The sequence below is a fragment of the Rhizobium sp. CNPSo 3670 genome (assembly GCF_057784555.1).
Map to the genome: position 1 here is coordinate 16,877 of NZ_JBXSOL010000001.1, position 22,445 is coordinate 39,321.

Annotated in this window: 25 protein-coding genes; 10 read left to right on the plus strand and 15 right to left on the minus strand. The window is 61.6% G+C overall.

Going from position 1 to position 22,445, the window contains the following annotated elements:
* The first annotated feature begins 104 nt into the window (after positions 1-104).
* From dapD to AC13QO_RS00105, 3 genes are all read left to right on the plus strand, one after another.
* On the plus strand, positions 105-965 hold the full coding sequence (gene dapD, locus AC13QO_RS00095; RefSeq protein ID WP_085776755.1) for a 2,3,4,5-tetrahydropyridine-2,6-dicarboxylate N-succinyltransferase: 861 nt from the start codon (positions 105-107) through the stop codon (positions 963-965).
* A 101-nt stretch (positions 966-1,066) separates the two neighbouring features.
* A complete protein-coding gene (gene dapE, locus AC13QO_RS00100) occupies positions 1,067-2,260 on the plus strand; it encodes a succinyl-diaminopimelate desuccinylase (RefSeq protein ID WP_488539745.1) in 1,194 nt (397 codons plus the stop codon).
* Positions 2,247-2,843, plus strand: coding sequence for a hypothetical protein (locus AC13QO_RS00105; protein ID WP_210629418.1), 597 nt, complete (start codon positions 2,247-2,249; stop codon positions 2,841-2,843). The genes dapE and AC13QO_RS00105 overlap by 14 nt, the downstream gene beginning before the upstream one ends.
* Positions 2,844-2,864: 21 nt before the next feature.
* Here the strand turns inward: AC13QO_RS00105 and truA are convergent, their stop codons facing one another.
* From truA to AC13QO_RS00135, 6 genes are all read right to left on the minus strand, one after another.
* The gene (gene truA / locus AC13QO_RS00110) at positions 2,865-3,662 is read right to left on the minus strand and encodes a tRNA pseudouridine(38-40) synthase TruA (RefSeq protein WP_488539624.1); all 798 of its coding nucleotides are present in this window, start codon (positions 3,660-3,662) and stop codon (positions 2,865-2,867) included.
* Positions 3,662-4,597: a methionyl-tRNA formyltransferase gene (gene fmt / locus AC13QO_RS00115; RefSeq protein ID WP_488539625.1), complete on the minus strand. Its 936-nt coding sequence runs from the start codon at positions 4,595-4,597 to the stop codon at positions 3,662-3,664. Before fmt ends, truA begins: the two co-directional genes overlap by 1 nt.
* Before the next feature lie 20 nt (positions 4,598-4,617).
* Positions 4,618-5,040: a PIN domain-containing protein gene (locus AC13QO_RS00120; protein WP_488539626.1), complete on the minus strand. Its 423-nt coding sequence runs from the start codon at positions 5,038-5,040 to the stop codon at positions 4,618-4,620.
* Positions 5,037-5,321, minus strand: a complete 285-nt coding sequence (locus tag AC13QO_RS00125; protein WP_085776750.1) for a FitA-like ribbon-helix-helix domain-containing protein — start codon at positions 5,319-5,321, stop codon at positions 5,037-5,039. The genes AC13QO_RS00120 and AC13QO_RS00125 overlap by 4 nt, the downstream gene beginning before the upstream one ends.
* 63 nt (positions 5,322-5,384) lie before the next feature.
* Entirely contained in the window at positions 5,385-5,900 is a 516-nt protein-coding gene (gene def, locus AC13QO_RS00130; RefSeq protein ID WP_488539627.1) for a peptide deformylase, read from the minus strand.
* Between the two features lie 98 nt (positions 5,901-5,998).
* Positions 5,999-7,495 carry a methyl-accepting chemotaxis protein gene (locus AC13QO_RS00135; protein ID WP_488539628.1) on the minus strand — a complete coding sequence of 499 codons (1,497 nt, stop codon included), beginning with the start codon at positions 7,493-7,495 and terminating at the stop codon, positions 5,999-6,001.
* Positions 7,496-7,676: 181 nt separating this feature from the next.
* Between AC13QO_RS00135 and AC13QO_RS00140 the strand changes: the two genes are divergently transcribed.
* The 3 genes from AC13QO_RS00140 (at position 7,677) to AC13QO_RS00150 (ending at position 12,474) form a co-directional block, all read left to right on the plus strand.
* On the plus strand, positions 7,677-8,900 hold the full coding sequence (locus tag AC13QO_RS00140; protein ID WP_488539629.1) for a DNA recombination protein RmuC: 1,224 nt from the start codon (positions 7,677-7,679) through the stop codon (positions 8,898-8,900).
* 79 nt (positions 8,901-8,979) lie between these two features.
* Positions 8,980-9,879 (plus strand): ribokinase, encoded by a 900-nt coding sequence (locus AC13QO_RS00145; RefSeq protein WP_085779939.1) that lies wholly within the window; start codon positions 8,980-8,982, stop codon positions 9,877-9,879.
* A gap of 240 nt (positions 9,880-10,119) precedes the next feature.
* On the plus strand, positions 10,120-12,474 hold the full coding sequence (locus AC13QO_RS00150) for a methyl-accepting chemotaxis protein (RefSeq protein ID WP_488539630.1): 2,355 nt from the start codon (positions 10,120-10,122) through the stop codon (positions 12,472-12,474).
* Positions 12,475-12,547: 73 nt separating this feature from the next.
* Here AC13QO_RS00150 and ptsN read toward each other — a convergent pair whose 3' ends face one another.
* The 7 genes from ptsN to lptC all read right to left on the minus strand — a co-directional run bounded on the left by ptsN (position 12,548) and on the right by lptC (position 18,777).
* A complete protein-coding gene (ptsN, locus tag AC13QO_RS00155) occupies positions 12,548-13,012 on the minus strand; it encodes a PTS IIA-like nitrogen regulatory protein PtsN (protein WP_011423788.1) in 465 nt (154 codons plus the stop codon).
* Between the two features lie 73 nt (positions 13,013-13,085).
* Positions 13,086-13,661 (minus strand): ribosome hibernation-promoting factor, HPF/YfiA family, encoded by a 576-nt coding sequence (gene hpf / locus AC13QO_RS00160; RefSeq protein ID WP_085776747.1) that lies wholly within the window; start codon positions 13,659-13,661, stop codon positions 13,086-13,088.
* Between the two features lie 251 nt (positions 13,662-13,912).
* Positions 13,913-14,857 carry a DMT family transporter gene (locus tag AC13QO_RS00165; RefSeq protein ID WP_488539631.1) on the minus strand — a complete coding sequence of 315 codons (945 nt, stop codon included), beginning with the start codon at positions 14,855-14,857 and terminating at the stop codon, positions 13,913-13,915.
* Positions 14,858-14,945: 88 nt separating this feature from the next.
* Positions 14,946-16,505, minus strand: a complete 1,560-nt coding sequence (gene rpoN / locus AC13QO_RS00170; RefSeq protein ID WP_488539632.1) for an RNA polymerase factor sigma-54 — start codon at positions 16,503-16,505, stop codon at positions 14,946-14,948.
* Between the two features lie 144 nt (positions 16,506-16,649).
* A complete protein-coding gene (gene lptB / locus AC13QO_RS00175) occupies positions 16,650-17,426 on the minus strand; it encodes an LPS export ABC transporter ATP-binding protein (protein ID WP_085776744.1) in 777 nt (258 codons plus the stop codon).
* Positions 17,427-17,463: 37 nt separating this feature from the next.
* Positions 17,464-18,096 carry an LptA/OstA family protein gene (locus tag AC13QO_RS00180; protein WP_085776743.1) on the minus strand — a complete coding sequence of 211 codons (633 nt, stop codon included), beginning with the start codon at positions 18,094-18,096 and terminating at the stop codon, positions 17,464-17,466.
* A gap of 15 nt (positions 18,097-18,111) precedes the next feature.
* Positions 18,112-18,777 carry an LPS export ABC transporter periplasmic protein LptC gene (gene lptC, locus AC13QO_RS00185; protein WP_097599436.1) on the minus strand — a complete coding sequence of 222 codons (666 nt, stop codon included), beginning with the start codon at positions 18,775-18,777 and terminating at the stop codon, positions 18,112-18,114.
* A 223-nt stretch (positions 18,778-19,000) separates the two neighbouring features.
* On the opposite strand from lptC, the gene sppA reads away from it, so the two are divergent.
* From sppA to AC13QO_RS00200, 3 genes are all read left to right on the plus strand, one after another.
* Entirely contained in the window at positions 19,001-19,951 is a 951-nt protein-coding gene (sppA, locus tag AC13QO_RS00190) for a signal peptide peptidase SppA (RefSeq protein WP_097599437.1), read from the plus strand.
* Between the two features lie 29 nt (positions 19,952-19,980).
* Positions 19,981-20,280 carry an integration host factor subunit beta gene (locus tag AC13QO_RS00195; RefSeq protein ID WP_003544934.1) on the plus strand — a complete coding sequence of 100 codons (300 nt, stop codon included), beginning with the start codon at positions 19,981-19,983 and terminating at the stop codon, positions 20,278-20,280.
* 129 nt (positions 20,281-20,409) lie between these two features.
* A complete protein-coding gene (locus tag AC13QO_RS00200) occupies positions 20,410-20,742 on the plus strand; it encodes a lipopolysaccharide assembly protein LapA domain-containing protein (RefSeq protein ID WP_488539633.1) in 333 nt (110 codons plus the stop codon).
* A 19-nt stretch (positions 20,743-20,761) separates the two neighbouring features.
* On the opposite strand, the gene AC13QO_RS00205 is transcribed toward AC13QO_RS00200, so the two are convergent.
* Positions 20,762-21,196 (minus strand): GNAT family N-acetyltransferase, encoded by a 435-nt coding sequence (locus AC13QO_RS00205; RefSeq protein ID WP_085779938.1) that lies wholly within the window; start codon positions 21,194-21,196, stop codon positions 20,762-20,764.
* A 58-nt stretch (positions 21,197-21,254) separates the two neighbouring features.
* Entirely contained in the window at positions 21,255-21,710 is a 456-nt protein-coding gene (locus tag AC13QO_RS00210) for an SRPBCC family protein (RefSeq protein ID WP_488539634.1), read from the minus strand.
* Between the two features lie 104 nt (positions 21,711-21,814).
* On the opposite strand from AC13QO_RS00210, the gene AC13QO_RS00215 reads away from it, so the two are divergent.
* Positions 21,815-22,405 (plus strand): NUDIX hydrolase, encoded by a 591-nt coding sequence (locus AC13QO_RS00215; RefSeq protein ID WP_183700505.1) that lies wholly within the window; start codon positions 21,815-21,817, stop codon positions 22,403-22,405.
* The last annotated feature ends 40 nt before the right edge of the window (positions 22,406-22,445 follow it).

The following is a 22,445-nucleotide window of genomic DNA, read 5'->3' on the forward strand; positions in this document are numbered from 1 at the left end:
TCCGTTCTACGCGTGCATGCTGTAGAGCAGGACAAACCCACGCCGATCGCATGTCCGGAGACTCCGCCGTCTCCACGATAAAGATCGAAGTTTAAGGAATTCTCATGAGCGCCACCGACCTCGCATCCCTGGAAAAGACCATCGAAGCCGCCTTCGACAATCGCGATAATGTGAACGTCTCGACGAAGGGCGAGGTCCGCGATGCGGTCGAAGCGGCGCTCGATCTGCTCGATTCCGGCAAGGCCCGCGTGGCGACCCGCGGCGCCGACGGCGCCTGGACGGTCAATCAGTGGCTGAAGAAGGCGGTGCTCTTGTCCTTCCGCCTCAACGACATGGAAGTGGTCAAGGGCGGCTCGGGCAATTCCACCTGGTGGGACAAGGTCCCCTCGAAGTTCGAGAACTGGGGCGAAAATCAGTTTCGCGCCGCGGGCTTCCGCGCCGTTCCGAACTGCGTCGTGCGCCGCTCGGCTTATATCGCCCCGAATGCGATCCTGATGCCCTCCTTCGTCAATCTCGGCGCCTATGTCGGCGAAGGCACGATGGTCGACACCTGGGCAACAGTCGGCTCCTGCGCGCAGATCGGCAAACATGTGCATCTGTCCGGCGGCGTCGGCATCGGCGGCGTGCTCGAACCGATGCAGGCCGGCCCGACCATCATCGAAGACAATTGCTTCATCGGCGCCCGTTCCGAAGTGGTCGAAGGCTGCATCATCCGCGAAGGCTCGGTGCTCGGCATGGGCGTCTATATCGGCAAGTCGACCAAAATTGTCGACCGCGCCACCGGCGAGGTGATGTACGGCGAAGTGCCGCCCTATTCCGTCGTCGTCGCCGGCTCGATGGCCTCGGCCAATGCGACGATGGCAAACGGCCAGCCGGCGCCGCATCTTTACTGCGCCGTCATCGTCAAGCGCGTCGACGAACAGACCCGCTCCAAGACTGGTATCAACGAGCTGCTTCGCGATTGATGACATCGGGAGATTGATCCGGTAAACAGACGGCGTCTTTTTGCGCGAGGCGGCCCCGCCTTGCCATGTCTTTGCCATTGCCGCTGGATAATTCGACCGCCATGACCGTTACCGATCCCGTCGCCAATCTGCAGACGCTGATTCGCTGCCCCTCCGTCACACCAGCCGAAGGCGGCGCGCTGACGGCCCTCGCGGCGATGCTTGCGCCGCTTGGCTTCAAAGTCGACAAAGTGAGAGCGAGCGAAGAGGGAACGCCCGATGTCGAGAACCTTTATGCCCGCCTCGGCAGCAACGCCCCGCACTTGATGTTTGCCGGCCATACCGATGTCGTGCCCGTTGGCGATGAAGCCGCCTGGACGCACCCGCCTTTTGCCGCGGAGATATCAAAGGGCGAACTCTTCGGCCGCGGCGCCGTCGACATGAAGGGCGGCATCGCCTGTTTCGTCGCCGCCGTTGCCCGCCACATCGAAAAGAACGGGCCGCCTGCCGGCTCGATCTCTTTCCTGATTACCGGCGACGAAGAGGGCCCGGCGATCAACGGCACGATCAAACTGCTGCAATGGGCGGCGGAGCGCGGCGAATGCTGGGATGCCTGCCTTGTCGGAGAACCGACCAATCCGGACCGGCTCGGTGACATGATCAAGATCGGCCGGCGCGGCTCGCTGTCGGGCAGGATCATCGTACACGGCGTTCAGGGCCATGCCGCTTACCCGCACCTCGCCGACAATCCGGTGCGCGGTATGCTGCAGCTGACGCAGGCGCTGATGGATCCGCCTTTCGACGGCGGCACCGACGATTTCCAGCCGTCGAACCTCGAAGTGACGACGGTTGATGTCGGCAATCCTGCGACGAACGTCATTCCGGCCAAGGCATCGGCAAGCTTCAATATCCGCTTCAACGACAGCTGGACCGTCGAAACGCTGCGCGCCGAAATCCTGCGCCGGCTCGAAGCCGCCGCCGGCAATGGCCAGCTGCGTCCGGGCCGCGAGCCAGTCAAATACGATATCGTCTGGGCGGACCGGCCGAGCCATGTCTTCCTGACCCGCAACAACGCCCTGATTGCTTCACTATCGTCTGCCGTCGAAAGCGTGGCCGCCCGGTCTCCGGCGCTTTCGACGACCGGCGGCACGTCGGATGCGCGCTTCATCAAGGACTATTGCCCGGTCGTCGAGTTCGGCCTGGTCGGCCAGACGATGCATATGGTCGACGAGCGCGTTACTCTTGCCGATCTGGAGACGCTGACGGCGATCTACGAGACCTTCATCGACCGCTGGTTCGCCCATGCCGGGTCTTAGGGAAGTGCAATATTACTTGGCCGGCCTCTGGCTGCTGATCCGGATGGATCCGCGCGGCTTCCGCTTCCTCGATCTGTCGGAGCGCGGCGTCAACCGGTCGTTCTGGGCGATGGCCTGGTGCCTGCCGCCGATGGGAATTTCCTGGCTCTGGTGGCGACAGGCCTTCCTGCGGTCGATGCCGCCGGAGGCCGATGTCGACTTTGCCTTCTACATCAGGCTCGGCCTTGTCGAGGTCGCCAACTGGTTCGTGCCGCTGGTCTTTGCCGGGCTGCTGCTGCTTGCCTTCCGCATGGGCGAGCGCTTCGCCCCCGTCGTCGTCAGCGTCAACTGGCTCGGCGTGCCGCTCTCCTATATCAACGGTCTACTGCTGGCGCTGGTGTTCTTCCTGCCCGGCACGGTCGGCCTCGTCTCGCTGCTGCTGCTCGCCTTCATGCTGGCGCAGGTCTTCGCTTTGGCGCGCATTCTCAGAATGATCTGCCACGATCACGCGCTGATGGTCGGGGCGCTGACGCTGGTGCTGCTGGTGCCATCGATGATCCTTTCGGAATATCTGCAGCACTTTCTCGGCATCTACCCCGCCTGACCAGCCTCGGCGGCGGCGGAGTTACGACGGATCGTCGTTTTCGTCGCTTGGCCTTCGCCGGTCGGTGATCACCTCGGGATAATCCACCTGCATGAAATAGAGGCCTTCGGGCGGCGCCACCGGACCGCAGGCCTTGCGGTCCTTTGCCTCCAGCGCTGCCTGGACATCTTCAGGCGTCCATTTGCCTTCACCGGCGAGCTTCAGCGTGCCGGCGAAGGAACGGATCTGGTTGTGCAGGAAGCTCTGCGCCGTGGCGCGGATCTCGATCAATTCGCCGGTACGTGTCACGTCAAGCCGGTCGAGCGTGCGCACCGGGCTGTTTGCCTGGCAATGGGCGGAGCGGAAGGTGGAGAAATCGTGCCGGCCGACCAGCCGCTGGGCGGCGGCGTGCATGACCTCGTGATCGAGCGTCTTCGGCACCCACCAGGCCTTGCCAGCTTCGAGCGCCAGCGGCGCCCGGCGGCTGACGATGCGGTAGAGGTAATGGCGCCTCAGCGCCGAGAAGCGGGCATCGAAGAAGTCGGGAACGGCCTCGACGTCGAGAATGGAGACACGCTCGCCGGCAAGCCGCAGATGCGCGTTCAAGGCATTTTGCAGCTTGTAGGGCGACCAACTCTTGGAAAGATCGGCATGGATCACCTGTCCCATGGCGTGGACGCCGGAATCGGTGCGGCCGGCGCCGCGGATCGACACGGTCTCGCCGGTCAGCGACAATACCGCCGCCTCGATCGCGCCCTGCACCGAGGGTCCGTTCTCCTGCCGCTGCCAGCCGACATAGGGCCCGCCGTCATATTCGACTGTCATGCGGAAACGCGGCATCAGGAAAGCCTCGTGCCGGCCGCAAGCGGCGTGCCTCGGAGGAAATCCGCCGCGGCCATCGGCTTGCCGCCGGCCTTCTGCAGCCGTGTCAACCGCACCGCACCCGAAGCGCAGGCGACGACGAGATCGTCGGTCAGCAGCTCTCCGGCAGCGCCCTGCCCGTCGGCCAGTTCGGATCCCAGCACCTTGACCCGCTCCGGCCCGCCGCCGATCTCTAGCTCGAACCAGGCGCCGGGAAACGGCGCCAGGCCGCGGATATGGTTGTGCACATCACGGGCGTTTCTTGCAAAATCGATGCGCGTCTCAGCCTTGTCGATCTTGGCGGCGTACAGCACGCCCTCCTCCCGCTGCGGCGTCAGCGGCAGGTCGTTCATCTCCAGCTTCACCATGGCTTCCGCTATAGCCTTGGCGCCAACGAGCATCAGCTGGTCGTGCAATTCGCCCGCCGTCATGTCCGGACCAATCTCGACTTCGCGGGTCATTGCGACCGCGCCGGTGTCGAGCCCCTTGTCCATCTTCATCACCATCATGCCGGTCTTGTCGTCGCCGGCCATGATCGCCCGCTGGATCGGCGCAGCACCGCGCCAGCGCGGCAGCAGCGAAGCATGACCGTTGTAACAGCCCTCGCGGGTGCCGTTCAAAACGGCCTCCGGCAACAGCAGTCCGTAGGCGACGACGACGCCGACATCGGCCTTGAAGGCGGCAAACCGCTCGCGCTCCTCGGCATCTTTGAAATTGACCGGCGTGAAGACGGGAAGACCGAGCAGTTCGGCCGCCTGATGCACCGGCGATTTCTGCAGATCGAGCCCGCGGCGTCCGCCCGGCCGCGGCGGCTGTGTGTAGACGGCGACGATTTTGTGGCCGGCGTCGACGAGCAAGCGCAAGGTCGGAACCGAGAACTCAGGCGTTCCCATAAAGATGATGCGAAGAGACATTTTATCTCGCCAGTTGAGGATCAGCCGTCTTCAAACGGGTTTACGAGCTTGAGATCAAGCCCCTCGAAATCTCTGGTGTTACGGGTGGCAAGCGTCGCACCGTTTACAAGGCAAATGGCGGCAATCATGGCATCCTGAACCGAAATTGGCCGTCCCACGCTTTCGCGTCTTGCGCGCAGACGGCCCGTTGCCATTGCCGCTTCCAAATCCCAACCGACGATACGGTCACGAAATTGGCCCTTCACCAAATTCTCTATGGCACGGAAGAATCGGTCCGATCCTGTCTTCAACAGAACCCTTTCAGCGCCATAAATCTGCTCCATCAACCCGACGGCGCAAAGCCAGATCCGCGAACCATCCTGCCGCTGCAACCAGGTCTTCACTTTTTCATCTGGCAGTAACTTTGCGAATTCTGATACTACATTCGTATCCAGAACGATCATTCGATATCCTCGAACGGCCGACCGAAATCCTTTTTCCGCGCGGCCTCGACTTCTTTCATGACCGCGACAAATTCGTCGTCCACCGCGTTTTCGCTTACGAACGCGGCGCGTATTGCTTCATATGCCGACATAGGCTCAGGCTTGGCCTCGGCTTTTCTTTGAAGCGCTTCCCGCAAAAGCTCCTTGGCCTCATCAGAAAGGCTGTTCCCACTCCGTTGGGCCGCTTCCGCGATGTCTCGCTTCATTGCGTCGGAAATATTTCGGATCAGAAGGTCGCCCACTTAAAGCCTCCACTATGATATCAATGATATCATAGTGCCGTTGAAGCCCATTTTCAATCGTCGTCAGAGGGCCTTGGACTTTGCCGCCTTGGTGAACTTCTTGATCACCATCTCCCGCTTCAGCCGCGAGATATGGTCGATGAAGAGCACGCCGTTCAAGTGATCGATCTCGTGCTGCAGGCAGGTGGCAAGCAGCCCGTCGGCTTCCACCATCTGTTCCCTGCCGTCGCGGTCGAGGTATTTCACCGAGACGACAGCCGGGCGCTCGACCTCGGCATAATAGTCCGGAATCGACAAGCAGCCTTCCTCATAGACCGAGCGCTCGTCGGACGATTTGACGGTCTCGGGATTGATGAAGACCTGCGGCTGCTTTTCCTCGCCCTCGCGGGAGACGTCAATGACCAGCATGCGGCGCGGCACGCCGATCTGGATTGCGGCGAGGCCGATGCCCGGCGCGTCGTACATGGTTTCCAGCATGTCGTCGGCAAGGCGCTGCAGGTCGGCATCCACACGCTCGATCGGCTTGGAGAGCTGACGGAGAACGGGGTCGGGAAGAATGATGAGTGGCTTGATGGTCATGGGCGTTCCCATAACCCATCTTTTCCCGCTATGGAATTATCCGGCGGGCGGGGAAGACGCTTTTTTGCGTCCCCGCCCGGAATTTCGCCATATTTGGGTCAGGCCGCCCGGCGGGCACCGACGACGGCGTGGGCTTCCGGACGGGCGCGGAAGCGGCGCAACAGCTCGATCAACTGGTCCACCTCGTCCTTGAGGCGGCAGGTTTCCGCCGACGTGCGCTCGACCATGCCGGAATTCTGCTGGGTGATTTCGCCCATGCTGCGGATCGCCACGCTGACCTCGTTGACGCCGGTCGCCTGATCGCGGGCGGCGGCGGCGATATCGGCGACGAAGCGGTTGATGATGTCGATGCGGCTGATCATATCGTTCAGTGCCTCGCCGGTGCTCGAGACGATGCCGACACCCTCGTTAACCTGACTCGAACTCTGCGAGATCAGGTTCTTGATCTCCTTGGCAGCATCGGCCGTGCGCTGGGCGAGCTGGCGGACTTCCTGCGCGACGACCGCAAAACCCTTGCCGGCATCACCGGCGCGCGCCGCCTCGACGCCGGCGTTCAGCGCCAGAAGATTGGTCTGGAAGGCGATTTCGTCGATGACGCCGATAATTTTGGAAATCTCCGTCGAGGATTTCTCGATACCGGCCATCGCCGACACGGCGCTGGTGACGAGTTCGCCCGAATTCTTCGCCTTCTGCTGCGTCTCGCGTACGGCGTCCGAAGCCTTCTCGGCGTTGGCGGCGGTCTGGCCGACGCTGACGGAAAGCTGTTGCAGGGCAGCCGAACTCTCCTCGACGCCGGCCGCCTGCTGGGCAGTGCGCAATGCGAGATCGTTGGTCGCATTGGAGATGACGTCGGCGCCATTCATGATATGGCCCGACGTGTCGCGCACCGATGCGAAGGAATGGCGCAGCGCCTTGACGGCACGGTTGTAATCCTCGGCCATCTGCCGAAAATTACCGGGCAGGTCGGATGGCAGAGTGGCCTCGAGATCGCCGCTCGACAGCGCCTCCAGACCGCGGCGCAGCTGCTCCAGCGCCATCGCCTGATCGGCCTCGGCCTGGGCACGCTGCTCTTCCAGAGCCTGGCGCTTGGCTTCAAGCGTCTCGAGGTAGACCGAGATCGAATAATCCATGTCGAGCATGCCGGCCTTGATGACCGCCGACAGCCTTTCGGCGAGCAATTTGCCCTGCTGGCGCGCAAAGACCGACGGCCACTGCTTCTCCATGATGCCCTTGACGAGCTCGGACAGAACCAGGGCATAGCCGCCGACATACCAGCGCGGCTCCAGCCCGATGCGGGCGTGCGTGCGCCCGACCGCGGTCACGCCGTCGACGTAGGTTTCGTCGAAGGCGCCGCCTGCAAGCTTGCCCCAATGATCCTGCTGCCGCTTCTTGGCATGAGCGACATGGTTCTTGTCGGCGAAAAAGCCTGAGACGGCGGGGGTCTTGGCGATCTTGGCATAGAACGTGTCGAGGGCACCGCCGATTAGCTCTGATATGACGGGGCTGAGATCCCGTATCGACCGGCGCGCCGCCTCGTCCAGTTCGATGAAATCGAGGCGCTGCCTGAGTGCACTGTCGGTCTGCTGGGATGTCATGGAAATCTCTGTACTTGGCGCAACGGCGCTGGAGGGAATTCTGCGGCACAGATTTTGGCGAATATGGTTGAGCAATGGTTAAATCGGCGGCGATTTTCTGCATCGGTGAGGAAAAAGGCGACAGAGGATTTCGTTCACGTTTTGATCTATGTATTGCCGCAGCTTCTGTTATGGTTGCGGCATGACCGTTCATTCCGAATCGCTCGCCCTCTCCAACGCCTCTCTGAGCCCGGCCATGCTGGCGCTTGCCGGCGGCGTTTTTGTCGCCTTCGTGCTTCTGGTGATCATCCTTCTCTTGCGCAGCGCCAGCCTCCGCCGCGAGCAGGCGGAGGAGGCGAGCCTCCGGGCTGGCGAAAGCGAGGCGCGCATGGCCGAGCTTTTGAAGATCCAGGCGGAGATGCAGGGCCGCATCACGGCCATGGCCGAGGTTTTCGGCGCGCGCCAGAGCGAGCTCAATCAGGCAATCAGCCAACGCCTCGACGGCATGTCGCAGCGCGTCAGCTCGACGATCACCGAGCAGACGAAATCGACGCATGAGAACCTGCAGCGGCTGCAGGAGCGGCTGGCGGTCATCGATGCGGCGCAGAACAATATCCAGACGCTCGCCAAGGACGTCGTCGGACTGCAGGCGATTCTCTCGAACAAGCAGACGCGCGGCGCCTTCGGCCAGTCGCGGATGGAGACGATCGTCGCCGACGGCCTGCCGATGGGGGCCTATGCCTTCCAGCAAACGCTCTCAAACGGGTCGCGGCCCGACTGCACCATCCGCATGCCTAACGGCGCGCCGCCGCTTGTCATCGATGCGAAGTTCCCGCTCGAAGCCTGGAACGCCATCCGTGACGCCGGCAGCCCCGAGGCCGCCAAAATCGCCGGCCAGCAGTTCCGCCGCGACCTGGAGATCCATATCCGGGATATTTCCGAGAAATATCTGATTCAGGGGGAAACCCAGGAGACGGCCTTTCTCTTCGTGCCGTCGGAATCGATCTTCGCGGAGATCCACGAGAACTTCGAGGCCCTGGTGCAGAAAGCACACCGGGCGCGCATCGTCATCGTCTCGCCGTCACTGCTGATGCTGTCGATCCAGGTCATCCAGGCGGTGCTGAAAGACCAGCGCATGCGGGCGCAGGCGCATCTGATCCAGGGCGAGGTGGCGATCCTGATGGACGATCTCGGCCGTCTCGACGAGCGGGTGCGCAAGCTGCAGGGCCATTTCGCCATGGCGCAGAAGGATATCGACATGGTCGTCACGTCAGCCGACAAGCTCACCAGGCGCGGCGCCAAGATCGAGGCGCTGGAATTCGAGGCAGGCGGCGACGCCAGGCCAGCCCGCGACGACGAGACTCCGGCCAAATCCGTGGAAAGCCGTACCGGCCTTCTCAAGCTTCGGGTGGTTGACGAGGAGTGACCGCTTCGGGCAGTGTCTCGCCCCATGAAATAGCAGGAGCATGATGTCATTGGCATGCTCCAAAAGACGGGACAGCCTGATGATCACAGTTTTCGGATCCATCAACATGGATCTCATCGCCACGACCGAGCGACTGCCGAAGCCCGGCGAAACGGTGGCCGGCAACGGTTTTGCCACGGCCGCCGGCGGCAAGGGCGCCAACCAGGCGCTGGCAGCCCGCCGCGCCGGCCGCTATGTGCATATGGCCGGCGCCGTCGGCAAGGATGCTTTTGCTGCCGATGCTCTTTCTCTGCTCGATGAGGCAGGAACCGATCTCTCCCTCGTCAAGCATATCGACGGTCCCACAGGAACGGCGCTGATCCTGGTCGGCGGCGACGGCGAGAACATGATTGCCGTGGTGCCGGGCGCCAACGGCCTGGTCGCGCCCGCCGATGCGGAAACCGCGATCGGCCGCATGCACGAAGGCGACATACTGATGTTGCAGCTTGAGGTGCCGGTCGCGGCCGTCGAACGCGCGCTCTCGGCCGCACGCGCCAAGGGCATCACCAGCATCCTCAACCTCGCCCCACTGATTCCCGATGCGCCGCGTCTCGGACGCCTCGCCGATATCGTCATTGCCAATGAGACTGAGTTCGAGCGACTTGCCGGACAGGACGGCATGGACGCAGGAGCGCGCGAGGCAGCGCTTGTCCGCCTGCATCATGAAACCGGCCAGACCCTGATCGTGACGCTCGGCGGCGATGGCGTCATCGCCATTCGTGACGGGGTCCTCTCAAGAGCGCAGGGGCTGGCGATCGATCCTGTCGATACGGTCGGAGCGGGAGACACCTTCTGCGGCTATTTCGCCGCCAGCCTCGATGACGGGCTTGATTTTCCGACAGCGCTGCGCCGCGCGGCGGTCGCCGGTTCGCTCGCATGCCTCAAATCAGGCGCGCAACCGTCGATTCCTTTGAGTGGGGAAGTCGCAGACAGAATATAGCCTGGCCTGCCTGCGAAACGTCGGCAGATGTCCTTCAATTTTAAAGGAGATTTCTGCGGTTTTGCTCATATAACCACTCAAGTTTCATTTAAATTTAACAGGTCTCCGGCGATCTTCCCAGCGATCGCCGGATCGTCGCATGTGCGGATCCGCGGCTGATGCGGCGGCTCCATGACGGAGCCATGCCTTCGCTCCTGCGCCGAAGAATGCCCGTTCGGCGCATCCTTGCCTGAGGAACCCATGTTCATTTTTCGCATGAAATCGCTTGCGGCGAAACTTATCGCCATCACCGGCATTGCCATCGCGCTTGTTCTCATCGCTTCGAACTTTTTCCTCATCGGCCAGACCAGGGATCGCGTTCAGATGCTGACGATGGATCAAGCCAATCTCGAGGCAAAGTCGATCGCCAATGAGATCGCCGCCAATGTCGGCGAACTCGCCAGCGCTGCCCGCAGCATGTCAGGCGTCATCGGCCGAGCCCACGATGGAAAGTCGCTCGATCGCAAGGGCATGATCAACGTGCTGAAAGCCAATCTGGAACAGAATGCCTTCGCCTTCGGCAGCTGGTTCTGCGAGCAGCTTGGTGCGCTGGACGGAAAGACGACCGAGATTGCCAACAACAATGACGAAGGCACCAACAAGAACGGCGCCTTCACGCCCTATTGGTCGAAAACCAAGGATGGCGGCATCCAGTATTCGACCTTCGACAATGATTATACCGCTGAGTGGTGGAAGCTTGCTGCCGACAGCGGCAAGGGCGCGATCACCACGCCTTACATGGCCGAGGGAACCGACGTACCGACGCTGCTGACTTCCATTGCCTATCCTGTCATGTCGGGCGGCAAGATGATCGGCGTCGGCGGCGTCGACATCTCGCTGAAGTCGCTGACCGATAAGCTTCAGGCGCTGCACCCCTTCGGCTCCGGCCGCGTGACGCTGCTGTCGCAGGCCGGCAACTGGATCGTCGCGCCGGTCCCCGACCTGATGACCAAGCAATATGACGGCGAAGGCGCCGACGTCGTCAAGGCGGCGCTGTCGAACAAGCAGCCCGGCCTCGTCCGAAACCTCACCTATGACGGCCTCGATCCTTTCGACCGCGTCGTCTATCCATTCGAAGTCCCCGGCGTCAACGCCACCTGGGTCGTGCTTGTCGACGTCCCGCACACCGCGATCAACGCGCCGGTGCAGGATCAGACCTACATGATGATCGCCACCGGCCTGATCGTGCTCGGCGCGGTGATGCTGGCGCTCTATTTCGCCGTCCGCTCGCTCGTGCAGAGGCCGCTCGGCAGCCTTGTCGCCAGCGTCAAAACGCTCAGCGACGGCGAATATGCCGAACCCGTCGCGGCCCAGGACCGTACCGACGAAGTCGGTTCGGTCGCAAAGGCACTCGAAGGCTTCCGCTTCAAGCTCGCCGACTCCAGGCGCCTCGAAGACGAGGCCACCCACCAGCGACAGGCCGCAGAGGCCGAGCGCGGCCGTTCGGAATCGGAACGGCAGCAATCGGTGTCGCTGCAGCGTCGCATCGTCTCGGTCGTCGGCGCCGGCCTCTCGGAACTGTCTCAGGGCAATCTGGGTTACCGCATCACCGAAGATTTCCCCGGCGAATACGGCAAACTGAAGCAGGATTTCAATGCCGCGCTTGCAAGCCTCGAAGAGACCATCAACACGATGAATCTCAGCGTCGTCAATATCGGCGCCGGCACCGGCGAGATCAGCAACAGCGCTTCCGATCTCGCCAAACGTACCGAGCAGCAGGCAGCAAGCCTGGAAGAGACGGCGGCAGCGCTCAACGAGCTCACCGCCCAGGTCGATTCCAGTGCCGAGAATGCCCGCACGGCTGCCGACAACGTCAATCTCGCCTGCCAGGATGCCGAGAAATCAGGCGAAGTGGTGCAGAAGGCCATCGCCTCCATGCAAGGGATCGAGCAGTCTTCGACGGAGGTATCGCGGATCATCGGCGTCATCGATGAGATCGCCTTCCAGACGAACCTGCTGGCGCTGAACGCCGGCGTCGAAGCGGCTCGCGCCGGCGAAGCCGGCAAGGGTTTTGCCGTCGTCGCCCAGGAAGTGCGTGAACTCGCGCAGCGTTCGGCCACTGCCGCCAAGGAGATCAAGACGCTGATCAACACCTCGGCCGTCCAGGTCAAGGAAGGCGTCGATCTCGTCGGGCGCGCCGGCGGGACGCTGCACAAGATCGCAGAACAGGTGATGGGCATCAACAGCCTCATCCGGCAGATCTCGGCATCGGCCAGCGAACAGGCGGTGGGGCTGAAGGAAATCAACCAGGCCATGAACCAGATGGATCAGGTGACGCAGCAAAATGCGGCGATGGTGGAGGAAGCGACCGCCGCCAGCGTGGCGCTCAACGACGAGGCGCAGACGCTGAAGACGCTCGCCACGCGCTTCAGGGTGTCCGGCTCCGCCAACGCAACCGCGCTCGCCTCCGTGGCGAGGCAGATGCGTGCGCCGGCTGCGGCCCCCTCGCACTTGGCAACCGCTCCTGTGGTCCGCCACGCGCCGGCGACCCGCCGCACCACACCTCAATCGCATGGCTCGGCCGCCGTGGCTGGGGATAACTGGGAAGAGTTCTGACCGTTCAGCCCTGGGTAAATAAAAAATGCGCCTGCGAAATCAGGCGCCTTTTTTCATTTAGGGATTATGCAGCTCAAGCAGCGTTCGACGTCTGCTCTTCGTTGAGGAAGGCGTAGATCGCCGAGGCGGAATCGGTGGCCCGCAGCTTTGCAACCAGGTCTTGATCGCGCAGGACGCGGGCGATGCGCGACAGGGCTTTGAGATGGTCGGCGCCGGCGCCCTCCGGCGCAAGTAGCAGGAAAACGAGGTCGACGGGCTGGTCGTCCAGCGCTTCGAAATCGACAGGCTGCTCCAGCCGGGCAAAGATGCCGACGATGGAATGAATGTTCACCAGCTTGCCGTGGGGAATGGCGATACCGTTGCCGACGCCGGTCGAACCCAGGCGTTCGCGCTGCAGGATGACGTCGAAGATCTCCCGTTCGGAGAGCCCGGTGATCCTCGCGGCTCTTGCCGCCAATTCCTGAAGCAACTGTTTCTTGGAATTTACTCTGAGGGCGGGAATGATCGCATCCTGATGGAGCAAATCTGCCAATGCCATTTCTTTTTCCTTCTGTCGCCGGGATCAGTTGATGCGAGGAGCGGCGGCGATACCGCCGCTCACCACTCTGATCTCAGCCTTTGATATTGGCCGAATCGATCCAGCCAATATTTCCGTCGTGCCGACGATAAACGATGTTCAGATGTTCCTTGCCGGGACTGCGGAACAGGAGAAGCGGCTCGTCGGTCATGTCGAGCGCCATCACGGCGGTGGCGACGGACATGGTCTTCAACTGCTTCGTGCTTTCAGCGACGATTGCCGGGGCGAAATCGTCGGGAATTTCATCCTCGTGATCAGGAACGGAGTCCATGACCGTATAGGAGACTTCTGCAAAGCCATTCAGGTGGTTTCCGGCATGGTGGTCCTTCAGCTTGCGCTTGTAGCGACGCAGGCGTTTCTCGATGCGTTCGGAAGCGGCGTCGAAAGCAAGCTGCGGATCCGTCGCTTCGCCGGCGGCATGAAGCACCACCCCGCTGTCGAGATGAAGCTTGCAGTCTGCCGAGAAACGAGAACTCGCCTTTTCGACGGTCACCTGGCCGGAATACCCCCCATCGAAGTATTTCGTGATGGCCGTTCCAATTTGGTCCTCGATCTTTTGGCGGAAGGATTCACCAATTTCCATATGTTTCCCGGATACACGCACACTCATGGAGTTTCCCTTCTTATGGTCGTTTGCGGGTATCAGTTTACGCCAAGCCTCGGGTTCATCCAAGCACTTCGCGCAATCTCAAGCAAGATCGGCGTAGGCCTGCGGTCCTCGGTGCCCTTGGGATGATGGGGATAACTTCAAAACGCCGTTCACGGCGACGATTGCGGCGGGCTTCTAGCCAGAGGTTGCCGGAAAGTCAATAGGGCGCCGAATCAGCTCCGGGCGCGCTCGCAGAAGGTGTAGCAAATCTCCTACGGAAGGAGCCTTCCGGCGACTTTCCCTTCATCAGCTCCCGCGCTTCGTGCCTGCGTTGCGCGCGGCATCGTCATGGCGATGACACCGAGAATGACGCAGACCAGTCCGATCCACGCCGTCGGGCTCAGCCTCTCGCCGAGAAAGACGATACCGATCGCCACACCGATCGGCACACGGAGATAGGCTTGCGATGTGGTTCCGACCGAACCCAGCGTCTGAACGAGGCGGAAATAGATCGTAAAGGCAAGCGCCGTCGAAAAGGCGGAAAGGGCAAGCAGCGCCAGCACCGATGCGGCCGAGGGATCGAGCCCCCAGGGCCGGTCGACGAGCAGGCTCACAGGCATCAGAATGACCGCGCCCGAGATCAGCGAACCGGCCGCCGGCACGGCAGGATCGAGGCCTCTAAAGTTCTTGCTGAAAATCGCGGCCCCTGCGTAACAGAAGGTTGCCAGGATGATGGCGAGCTGCGCCATCAGGCTTTCACCTAGACCGCCGAGCGCTTCGACGCCGATGACGAGGCAGATGCCGGCAAGCCCGGAGACGACGCCGAAAAGCTTTCGCGCCGTCGCCGGCTCATGGCGGGTTATCGACACGGTCAGCAGGAAGGTGAAAATCGGCGTCGCCGAATTCAGGATCACCGCCAGTCCGGCATCGACGGACTGCTCCGCCCAGGCGATCAGCGTGAAAGGAAAGACGCTGTTCAGGCAGGCCTGAACGACGAACAGGCGCCATGTCGCGCGATCGCGCGGCAGGCGGACATGCCGATGGCGAAGCACGGCCAGCAGAATGGCGCCGGCGATCAGTGTGCGCACCGCGATCAAGGTCACCGGCGGGATCGTTTCGACCCCGATCTTGATAAAGGTGTAGGAAGAACCCCAGAGGGTCGCAAGCACCAGAAGCAGGACAAGTTCTCTGGTAAGGTTCGGCTTTTGCGGCGTCATAGGCACATCGATCTTCGTTCAAGACGCGGGAGAAATAGGCCAATTTGGAAGGTGGATGCTTCGATCCAGATCGAAGCGTGCTGCTGCGTCAGAAGCCCGCGACTTTGGCGAGCGCCCGCTTCTCGCGGCGGCGCTGCACCGAGGAAGCGATGTTCATCGCTTCCCGGTATTTGGCGACCGTGCGACGGGCGAGATCGACACCGCCCTTCTTCAGCATGTCGACGATATCGTCATCGGAGAGCACCGCGTCGGGGCTCTCCTGCATGATCAGCGCGCGGATCTTGTGACGCACGGCCTCGGCCGAATGGCTGTCGCCGCCCTCGACCGCGCCGATCGATACGGTGAAGAAATATTTGAGTTCGAAGAGGCCGCGCGGCGTCAGCATATATTTGTTCGAGGTGACCCGGCTGACGGTGGATTCATGCATTTTGATCGCCTCGGCCACCGTCTTCAGGTTCAGCGGCCGCAAGTGGTCGACACCGTGCAGCAGGAAGGCATCCTGCTGGCGAACGATCTCGCTTGCCACCTTCATGATGGTCTTTGCCCGCTGGTCGAGGCTGCGGGTCAGCCAGTTGGCGCTCTGCAGGCACTCGGAAAGGAAGGCATGATCTTCGCCGTTCCGGCTCACGCGGGAAAAATAGGACTGATTGACGAGCACGCGCGGCAGCGTATCCGGGTTGAGCTCGACCAGCCATCCACCCTCAGCGGAGGGCCTGACGACGACATCGGGCATGATCGCTTCGGAAACGCCCGTCTCGAAACCGCTGCCGGGTTTCGGATTGAGCTGGCGGATCTCGCCGAGCATGTCGAGAAGATCTTCCTCATCGACGCCGCAGAGCCGCTTCAGCGTGGCGAAGTCGCGCCGCGCCAGGAGTTCGAGATTTTCAACCAGCGCCTGCATGGCAGGGTCGTAACGGTCTTTATGCCGGAGCTGGATCGCCAGGCATTCGGCGAGGCTGCGGGCGAAAACACCCGGAGGATCGAGCGTCTGTAGGGCGGCGAGCACGTGTTCGACCTGCGTGAGGTTCGTGCCGAGCCGCTCGCCGGTTTCGACGAGATCGACCTGAATGTAACCGGCATCGTCGAGTTGATCGATGAAATTCTGCGCGATCAGCCGGTCGCTCATATCAGGCAGGACGAAGGGGATCTGCTGCGCGAGATGATCGCGCAGGGAGACCTGACCGGCGACAAAATCGTCAAGATCGTAATCGGCGGCGTCGGCGCTGCCCGGCATCGACTTCCACTGACCGACGAGTTCCGGTGCGTCGAGGCGCTGCGGACCACCATCATCGGGAAAGACATTGGTGTAATTGGCGTCGAGCTCGTCGTTCAGCCGGCCGGTGCTTTCGCTGCCGCCGTTGTCGTACCAGTCACTGGAAAGCGCCTCGGCGCGATTGTCGGCGCCGTCGTCCGCGCCGGCGTCCTCCGGCGAATGAGCGAACTGCTCGTCCTCGCCTGCCGCCCGTTCGTCGCCCGCCTCGCCATCATTCGACGGAAATTCGAGCAGCGGGTTCTTCTCCACTTCCTGAGCGATGAACTGGGCGAGCTCAAAATGGGTCATCTGCAGCAACTGGATGGATTGCATCAGTTGCGGCGTCATGACCAGGGACTGGCTCTGGCGCAGAAATAGATTGGCGGACAGTGCCATGACGGACGCGAAACTCCCTCGACTCCTCCGGGAAACCACGGCCGATCCACGCTTCAGGCCACGGAAATCCGAGTTGGCCCAAAAATTGCTTTTTTATCTCATTTGGTCAAGCGGAACTACGCGGCAAGGTGAATCAGCGTGGGATCAAAGGCTGAAATTGTCGCCGAGATAGAGCCGGCGTACTTCCGGATTGTTGACAATGTCATTCGCACGGCCGTGGGTCAGCACTTCGCCGGCATGGATGATATAGGCGCGGTCGATGAGGCCGAGCGTCTCACGCACATTGTGGTCGGTAATGAGAACGCCGATGCCGCGGGCCGTCAGATGGTGGACGAGGTTCTGGATGTCGGCGACCGAAATCGGGTCGACACCGGCGAAGGGCTCGTCGAGCAGCATGAAGGTCGGGTCGGTTGCAAGCGCTCGGGCGATTTCGAGACGGCGGCGTTCGCCGCCGGAAAGGGCGACAGCGGCACTCTTACGCAGCTTCTGGATATGAAATTCCTCCAGCAGCTCGTTCAGCTTCTGCTCGCGCTCGGCCTTGTCCTTCACATGCACTTCGAGGACGGCACGGATATTTTCTTCCACCGTCAGTCCGCGAAAGATCGAGGCTTCCTGCGGCAGGTAACCGACGCCGAGGCGCGAACGGCGGTACATCGGCATGGTCGTGACATCGTTTCCATCGATCTCGATCGTGCCTTCATCGACCGGCACCAGACCGGTGATCATGTAAAAGCAGGTCGTCTTGCCGGCGCCGTTCGGACCGAGCAAGCCGACGGCTTCGCCGCGACGCACCACAAGGGAGACGCCGTTGACGACACGCCGCGTCGCATAGGTCTTCGTCAGACCACGGGCGATCAGCGTTCCCTGATAGCGGCTCTTGTCGGCGGCACCTGCAGCTTGCGGCTCAGGCCGGCCGAACATGGTGGATAGCGATGATAATTTCACGGGGGAGGCCGGTTCAGTTCTGCTTCTGCGCGTTCGGCTGCGATTTCGGATCGAGCTGAATCTGGACACGACCGCCGCAGCTTTCAAGCTCCGCCTGGCCGGTTTGCATGTGAACGGTCAGCTTGCAGCCGGTGAAGACGTTCGGTCCGTCCGACAGAATGACCTTGTTTCCCTGATCCGCGGTCAGGATGAATGTCTGCGAGGCCATGTCGAAATTGCCGTCGTCGGCAGTCGCCGTCTGCGTGCCTGAAACCAGGTAGACCTTGTCCGTCACCAGGATCTTGTCGATATCGGCACTTCCCGATGCCAGCGAGGCCGACTGCTCGGGCTTCGCCTCCGGTTGAGCCGGCGCGCCGGCGCCCGGCTTTGCCGCCTTGTCCTTGTAATAGACGGTCATCTTGCCGGACTGCATCGTCGTCGTGCCCTGGACGACCTTGACGTTGCCGGTGAAGAGCGCCGTGTGCTCCTGATCATGGATCTCCAGCTTGTCGCTTTCGATTTGGATCGGCTGATCGTTGGAAAGCTTCATGCCCGACATGGTGGTCGACTGCGCACCCGCGCCCGAGACCGTCAGAATAAGGGCAAATGCGCCGGCAACGAATGCGATGCCTGTCTTGCAAGCTGAAATGCGACAATCTTTTGTCATGGGTGACCCGGCTGGTTAAGTGCCCTGTTTATGAATGGTGGATGGATCGACATTCATGCGAACATTCCCCTCGAATGTGATCACGCGCCCCTTATCGGTTATCTCCAGCGTCTTCGCAACAATGGAAGCATTGTCCTTTGTGATGGTGACGGGATCGTCGCTGCGCATGTTGCCGCCCTTGATGTCGAGCCGGGCGGACTGGAATTGCGCGTTGAGGCCGCTGCTCAGCACCAGGGTGAAGGGAGCCGTCATATGCAGGTTGTCGGTGGCGCGATTATAATCCGCAGTCGAAGCGATGACGCGGGCAATCAGCCCGTCATTCATCGGCACGGCGGCCTTGATGGTCTCGAGGGTGATGAGATCAGGATTGCGGATATCCTGCAGCGCCCTTTCCGCAAGCATGGAATAATTGACACCGTCGGAGTTGCGTCCGGCAATTGCCGGCTTTTCCATCACGACCTTGCCGTTCTCGATCTTGGCGCCTTCCATCTTGATATTCTCGGGCAGATATATCTTGACCAGTGCAACCGCCGTGAGGCCGGCCGCGATGACGAGGGCGGCCAACGGCAGCAAGATCTTCAGCCGCCGCACGCGGGCGGAATGGAACAACGCATCGCCATAGGGGCTCCGACCGGAGCCCGCATAAGCGGCATTTCCGTTGTTCTTCAGGGTATCGAGCATAGGTCTCGTTCCATGTGCGATGATTGCCCCGCCTGCGTAACAAAGCGGCCGGCAATCACAGTTCGTTTCGCATTATTACATTGGCTTGCCAATATGGAATTTTTTCTGCAACAAGCAACAAAACGGAAAAACATACAAAAGTGGCATTCGTACGCGCCGCTGCGATCAATTTCACCGGACCCATCGGCGCCATGCCGACCCCGGGCCAGCGCTGGAGGTTTCTATGGACAGTTCGATCATCGCGGATCGCCGGCGGCTGCGCCGCAAACTCGGCTTCTGGCGCATCGTCGCGGTCGCCCTCATCGTGGCGCTTGGTTTTGCCTTTTACCGCTTCGCCCTCGGCGGAGCCGGCACGGCAAGCCCGCATATCGCCCATGTGACAATATCGGGGCTGATCGTCGATGACGACGAGCTGCTGGAGCGGCTGAAGAAGGTCGAGACCAGCGATCAGGTGAAGGCCGCGGTGATTTCGATCTCCTCGCCCGGCGGCACGACCTATGGCGGCGAAAAAATCTTCAATGCGATCCGGGCGATATCAGCCAAGAAGCCTGTTGTCTCGGACGTGCGCACGCTGGCCGCCTCCGCGGGCTATATGATCGCCACCGCGGGCGACACGATCATTGCCGGCGACAGCTCGATCACCGGCTCGATCGGCGTCATCTTCCAGTATCCGCAGATCCAGCCGCTGCTCGACAAGATCGGCGTATCGCTGCAGGAGATCAAATCCTCGCCCCTGAAGGCCGAGCCCTCGCCCTTCCACGAGGCGAGCGAGGAAGCCAAGGCGATGATCCGCAACATGGTGGTCGACAGCTATAACTGGTTCGTCGACCTGGTCGCCGACCGGCGCAAGCTGCCGCGCGATGAGGTGCTGAAACTCGCCGACGGCACGATCTATACCGGCCGGCAGGCGCTGAAGGCGAAGCTCGTCGATACGATCGGGGGCGAGGCGGAAATCCGCGCCTATCTCAAGTCGCGCGGCGTCGACACCGATCTGCCGATGGTGGATTGGGACAAGAAGAGCAACACGCCTTTTCTGCTCGCAGGAGCTGTTTCGCGGCTGGTCACTATCTTGGGTTATGATGATCTGGTCAAAGGCCAGGATATCAATGGAATCCTGCCCCCAAAGTTGCTTCTTGACGGGCTGCTTTCAGTTTGGCAGGTTGGCCGGGATTGATAAGAAATCAATAATTTAAGGGGGCGACTGTGATCAAGTCCGAATTGGTGCAGATTGTTGCGGCACGCAACCCGCATCTCTATCATCGCGACGTCGAAAATATCGTCAACGCGGTTCTCGACGAGATCACCGATGCACTGGCTGCGGGCAACCGCGTCGAATTGCGCGGCTTCGGCGCGTTTTCGGTCAAGAACCGCCCTTCCCGCTCCGGCCGTAATCCGCGCACCGGCGATACCGTCTTCGTCGAGGAGAAGTGGGTTCCCTTCTTCAAGACGGGCAAGGAACTGCGGGAGCGGCTCAATCCCGGCCAGGCCGACGAAGAGGATTGAGCGGCGCGAGCCGCCTGCGGCGAAACCGCACTTGAACTTGAACACCGTTTTCCTATTCTGCTAGCGCATCGGCCCGAAAGTCGGAATCGATTTTCGGGCCGATGCATCTAAGACGCATGGAGAGCTTAAATGGCCAAGAAGATCGTCAACCTGTTGATTCTGCTGCCGCTCGGAGTCATCCTCATCGTCTTCTGCGTCGCCAACCGGCAGAGCGTCACGCTGGCCTTCAATCCCTTCAGGCCCGAAGACCAGGTGCTTGCGGTTTCCGCACCCTTGTTCGTCTTCCTGTTCATCGCATTGATAGCAGGCATGCTGATCGGATCGGCCGCCACCTGGTTCAGCCAGGGCAAACACCGCAAGCGCGCCCGCACCGAGGCCAAGGAAGCCATTCGCTGGCAGGGCGAGGCCGATCGTCACAGGTCCCGCGCGGAGGAGATCGCCGGACAGCTGCCGTCGCGATAAGATCGGCTCTCGCCCCGAGTCAAACCGGAGAAAAGCTCAGCTCCTCGTAGTCGCCTTCCGGCGACGCGCCGTTGCCGGTCACCGCGAAACCATGGGAAAGGTAGAAGGCCTTCGCCCGCCGGTTGTTCACAAGGCATTTCAGCCGGTACTTATGTCGCGGCCATTCCGGCAGCGCCCGGAGCAGCGCGGTGCCGGCGCCGAGCCCCTGGAACTCGGGCCTTATATAAAGCATGTGAATGAAATCGTCCTCCGGCCAGAGCGACAGGAAGCCGGCGACGCTCCGGTCGGCATGCTCGCAGACGAAGATCGTCTCGCCATTGGTATGGGCGGAGAAATCCTCGCGGTGAAACTTGCCGGGATCGACCCAGACGAATGTCTGGCGGCGCACGGAAAGATAGATGTCCGCAAGCAATTCCTGGTCTTCTGCCCGTGGCGGCCTGATGGTCCATGTCATCATGTCGCAATAGCTCAGGCGCAGGTCCGCGCCAAGCCGCAGCGAAAGCCTTCGGCGCTCAATCCGCAGTCATTTTTGCAACGATCGCAGCATTGAAATCCGAGAAGAAACCTTCGGCCAGCCGCTGCGAGGTCGAATCGAGCAGGCGTGCGCCGAGCTGGGCGAGCCTGCCGCCGAGTTCGGCTCTTGCCCGGTAGTGCAGGATCGTCTCCTCGCCCCTCGCCTCGAGCACGACATCGGCGCTGCCCCTGGCGAAGCCGGCAAGGCCGCCCTTGCCTTCGGCCGATAGCGTATAGCTTCTCGGCGCATCGATATTGGAAAGCGTCAGCAACCCATGGAAGGTGGCGGAGAACAGGCTGAACTTCACCTTGATCGTCGCCTCGAAAGCGCTTGGCGACAGCCGCTCGATGCCCTGGCAGCCGGGAATGCAGCCGCGCATGATATCCGGATCGTTGAGCGCTGCCCAGACCATGTCCCGCGGCGCGGCGATGCGTTCTTCGCCGGTGAAATCCATTCGACAGCCCCATCTGCGATTCGCCCCATCTTATCCCAGCAGCAAAGCCCTTTGCCACGGCGGATGGGAATGTTACCTGGTGGCTTCTATCGGAAAGAATTACGATGAGCGACGAATTGAAACCCTGGAGCGTGACGGCGAGCCGGATCACCTACGAGGATCGCTGGATCCGGCTTCGCAGCGACGATTGCGTTACCGCCGAGGGGATCGTCGTCGCTCCGTTCCATGTGCTCGATTATCCCGATTGGATCAACGTCATCCCGCTGATGCCCGACGGACGCGTGCTGTTGACGCGGGAGTACCGGCATGGCCGGGCCGAAATCGTCCTCGGTCTAGTCGCCGGCGGCGTCGAACCCGCTGACATCGAAGCCGGCGATGCGGCGATGGCGGCAGCGCGGCGCGAACTGCGGGAAGAGACCGGCTATGACGCCTCGACCTTCGTCAAGCTGCTCACCTCCTATCCGAATGCCGCCAACCACAGCAATATAGTCACGAGCTGGCTGGCGTTTGGCTTGAACAGATCGGGCGAACCCCGTTTCGACCCTGGTGAGAAAGTCGACATGTTGTTTGCAGATCTTGGCGATATCCTTGCCGACCTGCGGTCCGGCGCCGTTATCATGCAATCGATGCATGTCGCGGCCCTCTATGCGGCGGAAAGCTGGCTTCGCACGCACGCATCCGAGGGCTTGAAATGAGCGCCGCCACAAGAGAACCTGTCCAGGCGTGGTCGGCGCC

What these genes read in the sequence shown, in the direction of transcription:
- def (WP_488539627.1), bottom strand. Translation starts at nt 5,900, where the DNA reads ATGACCATCAAGCCACTCATCATTCTTCCCGACCCCGTTCTCCGTCAG.
- ptsN (WP_011423788.1), bottom strand. Translation starts at nt 13,012, where the DNA reads ATGGCATTGGCAGATTTGCTCCATCAGGATGCGATCATTCCCGCCCTC.
- AC13QO_RS00145 (WP_085779939.1), top strand. Translation starts at nt 8,980, where the DNA reads ATGATCACAGTTTTCGGATCCATCAACATGGATCTCATCGCCACGACC.
- fmt (WP_488539625.1), bottom strand. Translation starts at nt 4,597, where the DNA reads ATGTCTCTTCGCATCATCTTTATGGGAACGCCTGAGTTCTCGGTTCCG.
- AC13QO_RS00150 (WP_488539630.1), top strand. Translation starts at nt 10,120, where the DNA reads ATGTTCATTTTTCGCATGAAATCGCTTGCGGCGAAACTTATCGCCATC.
- dapD (WP_085776755.1), top strand. Translation starts at nt 105, where the DNA reads ATGAGCGCCACCGACCTCGCATCCCTGGAAAAGACCATCGAAGCCGCC.
- hpf (WP_085776747.1), bottom strand. Translation starts at nt 13,661, where the DNA reads ATGAGTGTGCGTGTATCCGGGAAACATATGGAAATTGGTGAATCCTTC.
- rpoN (WP_488539632.1), bottom strand. Translation starts at nt 16,505, where the DNA reads ATGGCACTGTCCGCCAATCTATTTCTGCGCCAGAGCCAGTCCCTGGTC.
- AC13QO_RS00135 (WP_488539628.1), bottom strand. Translation starts at nt 7,495, where the DNA reads ATGACATCCCAGCAGACCGACAGTGCACTCAGGCAGCGCCTCGATTTC.
- AC13QO_RS00180 (WP_085776743.1), bottom strand. Translation starts at nt 18,096, where the DNA reads ATGACAAAAGATTGTCGCATTTCAGCTTGCAAGACAGGCATCGCATTC.
- AC13QO_RS00120 (WP_488539626.1), bottom strand. Translation starts at nt 5,040, where the DNA reads ATGATCGTTCTGGATACGAATGTAGTATCAGAATTCGCAAAGTTACTG.
- AC13QO_RS00215 (WP_183700505.1), top strand. Translation starts at nt 21,815, where the DNA reads ATGAGCGACGAATTGAAACCCTGGAGCGTGACGGCGAGCCGGATCACC.
- AC13QO_RS00165 (WP_488539631.1), bottom strand. Translation starts at nt 14,857, where the DNA reads ATGACGCCGCAAAAGCCGAACCTTACCAGAGAACTTGTCCTGCTTCTG.
- sppA (WP_097599437.1), top strand. Translation starts at nt 19,001, where the DNA reads ATGGACAGTTCGATCATCGCGGATCGCCGGCGGCTGCGCCGCAAACTC.
- lptB (WP_085776744.1), bottom strand. Translation starts at nt 17,426, where the DNA reads ATGTTCGGCCGGCCTGAGCCGCAAGCTGCAGGTGCCGCCGACAAGAGC.
- AC13QO_RS00200 (WP_488539633.1), top strand. Translation starts at nt 20,410, where the DNA reads ATGGCCAAGAAGATCGTCAACCTGTTGATTCTGCTGCCGCTCGGAGTC.
- AC13QO_RS00205 (WP_085779938.1), bottom strand. Translation starts at nt 21,196, where the DNA reads ATGACATGGACCATCAGGCCGCCACGGGCAGAAGACCAGGAATTGCTT.
- dapE (WP_488539745.1), top strand. Translation starts at nt 1,067, where the DNA reads ATGACCGTTACCGATCCCGTCGCCAATCTGCAGACGCTGATTCGCTGC.
- lptC (WP_097599436.1), bottom strand. Translation starts at nt 18,777, where the DNA reads ATGCTCGATACCCTGAAGAACAACGGAAATGCCGCTTATGCGGGCTCC.
- AC13QO_RS00105 (WP_210629418.1), top strand. Translation starts at nt 2,247, where the DNA reads ATGCCGGGTCTTAGGGAAGTGCAATATTACTTGGCCGGCCTCTGGCTG.
- AC13QO_RS00210 (WP_488539634.1), bottom strand. Translation starts at nt 21,710, where the DNA reads ATGGATTTCACCGGCGAAGAACGCATCGCCGCGCCGCGGGACATGGTC.
- AC13QO_RS00140 (WP_488539629.1), top strand. Translation starts at nt 7,677, where the DNA reads ATGACCGTTCATTCCGAATCGCTCGCCCTCTCCAACGCCTCTCTGAGC.
- truA (WP_488539624.1), bottom strand. Translation starts at nt 3,662, where the DNA reads ATGCCGCGTTTCCGCATGACAGTCGAATATGACGGCGGGCCCTATGTC.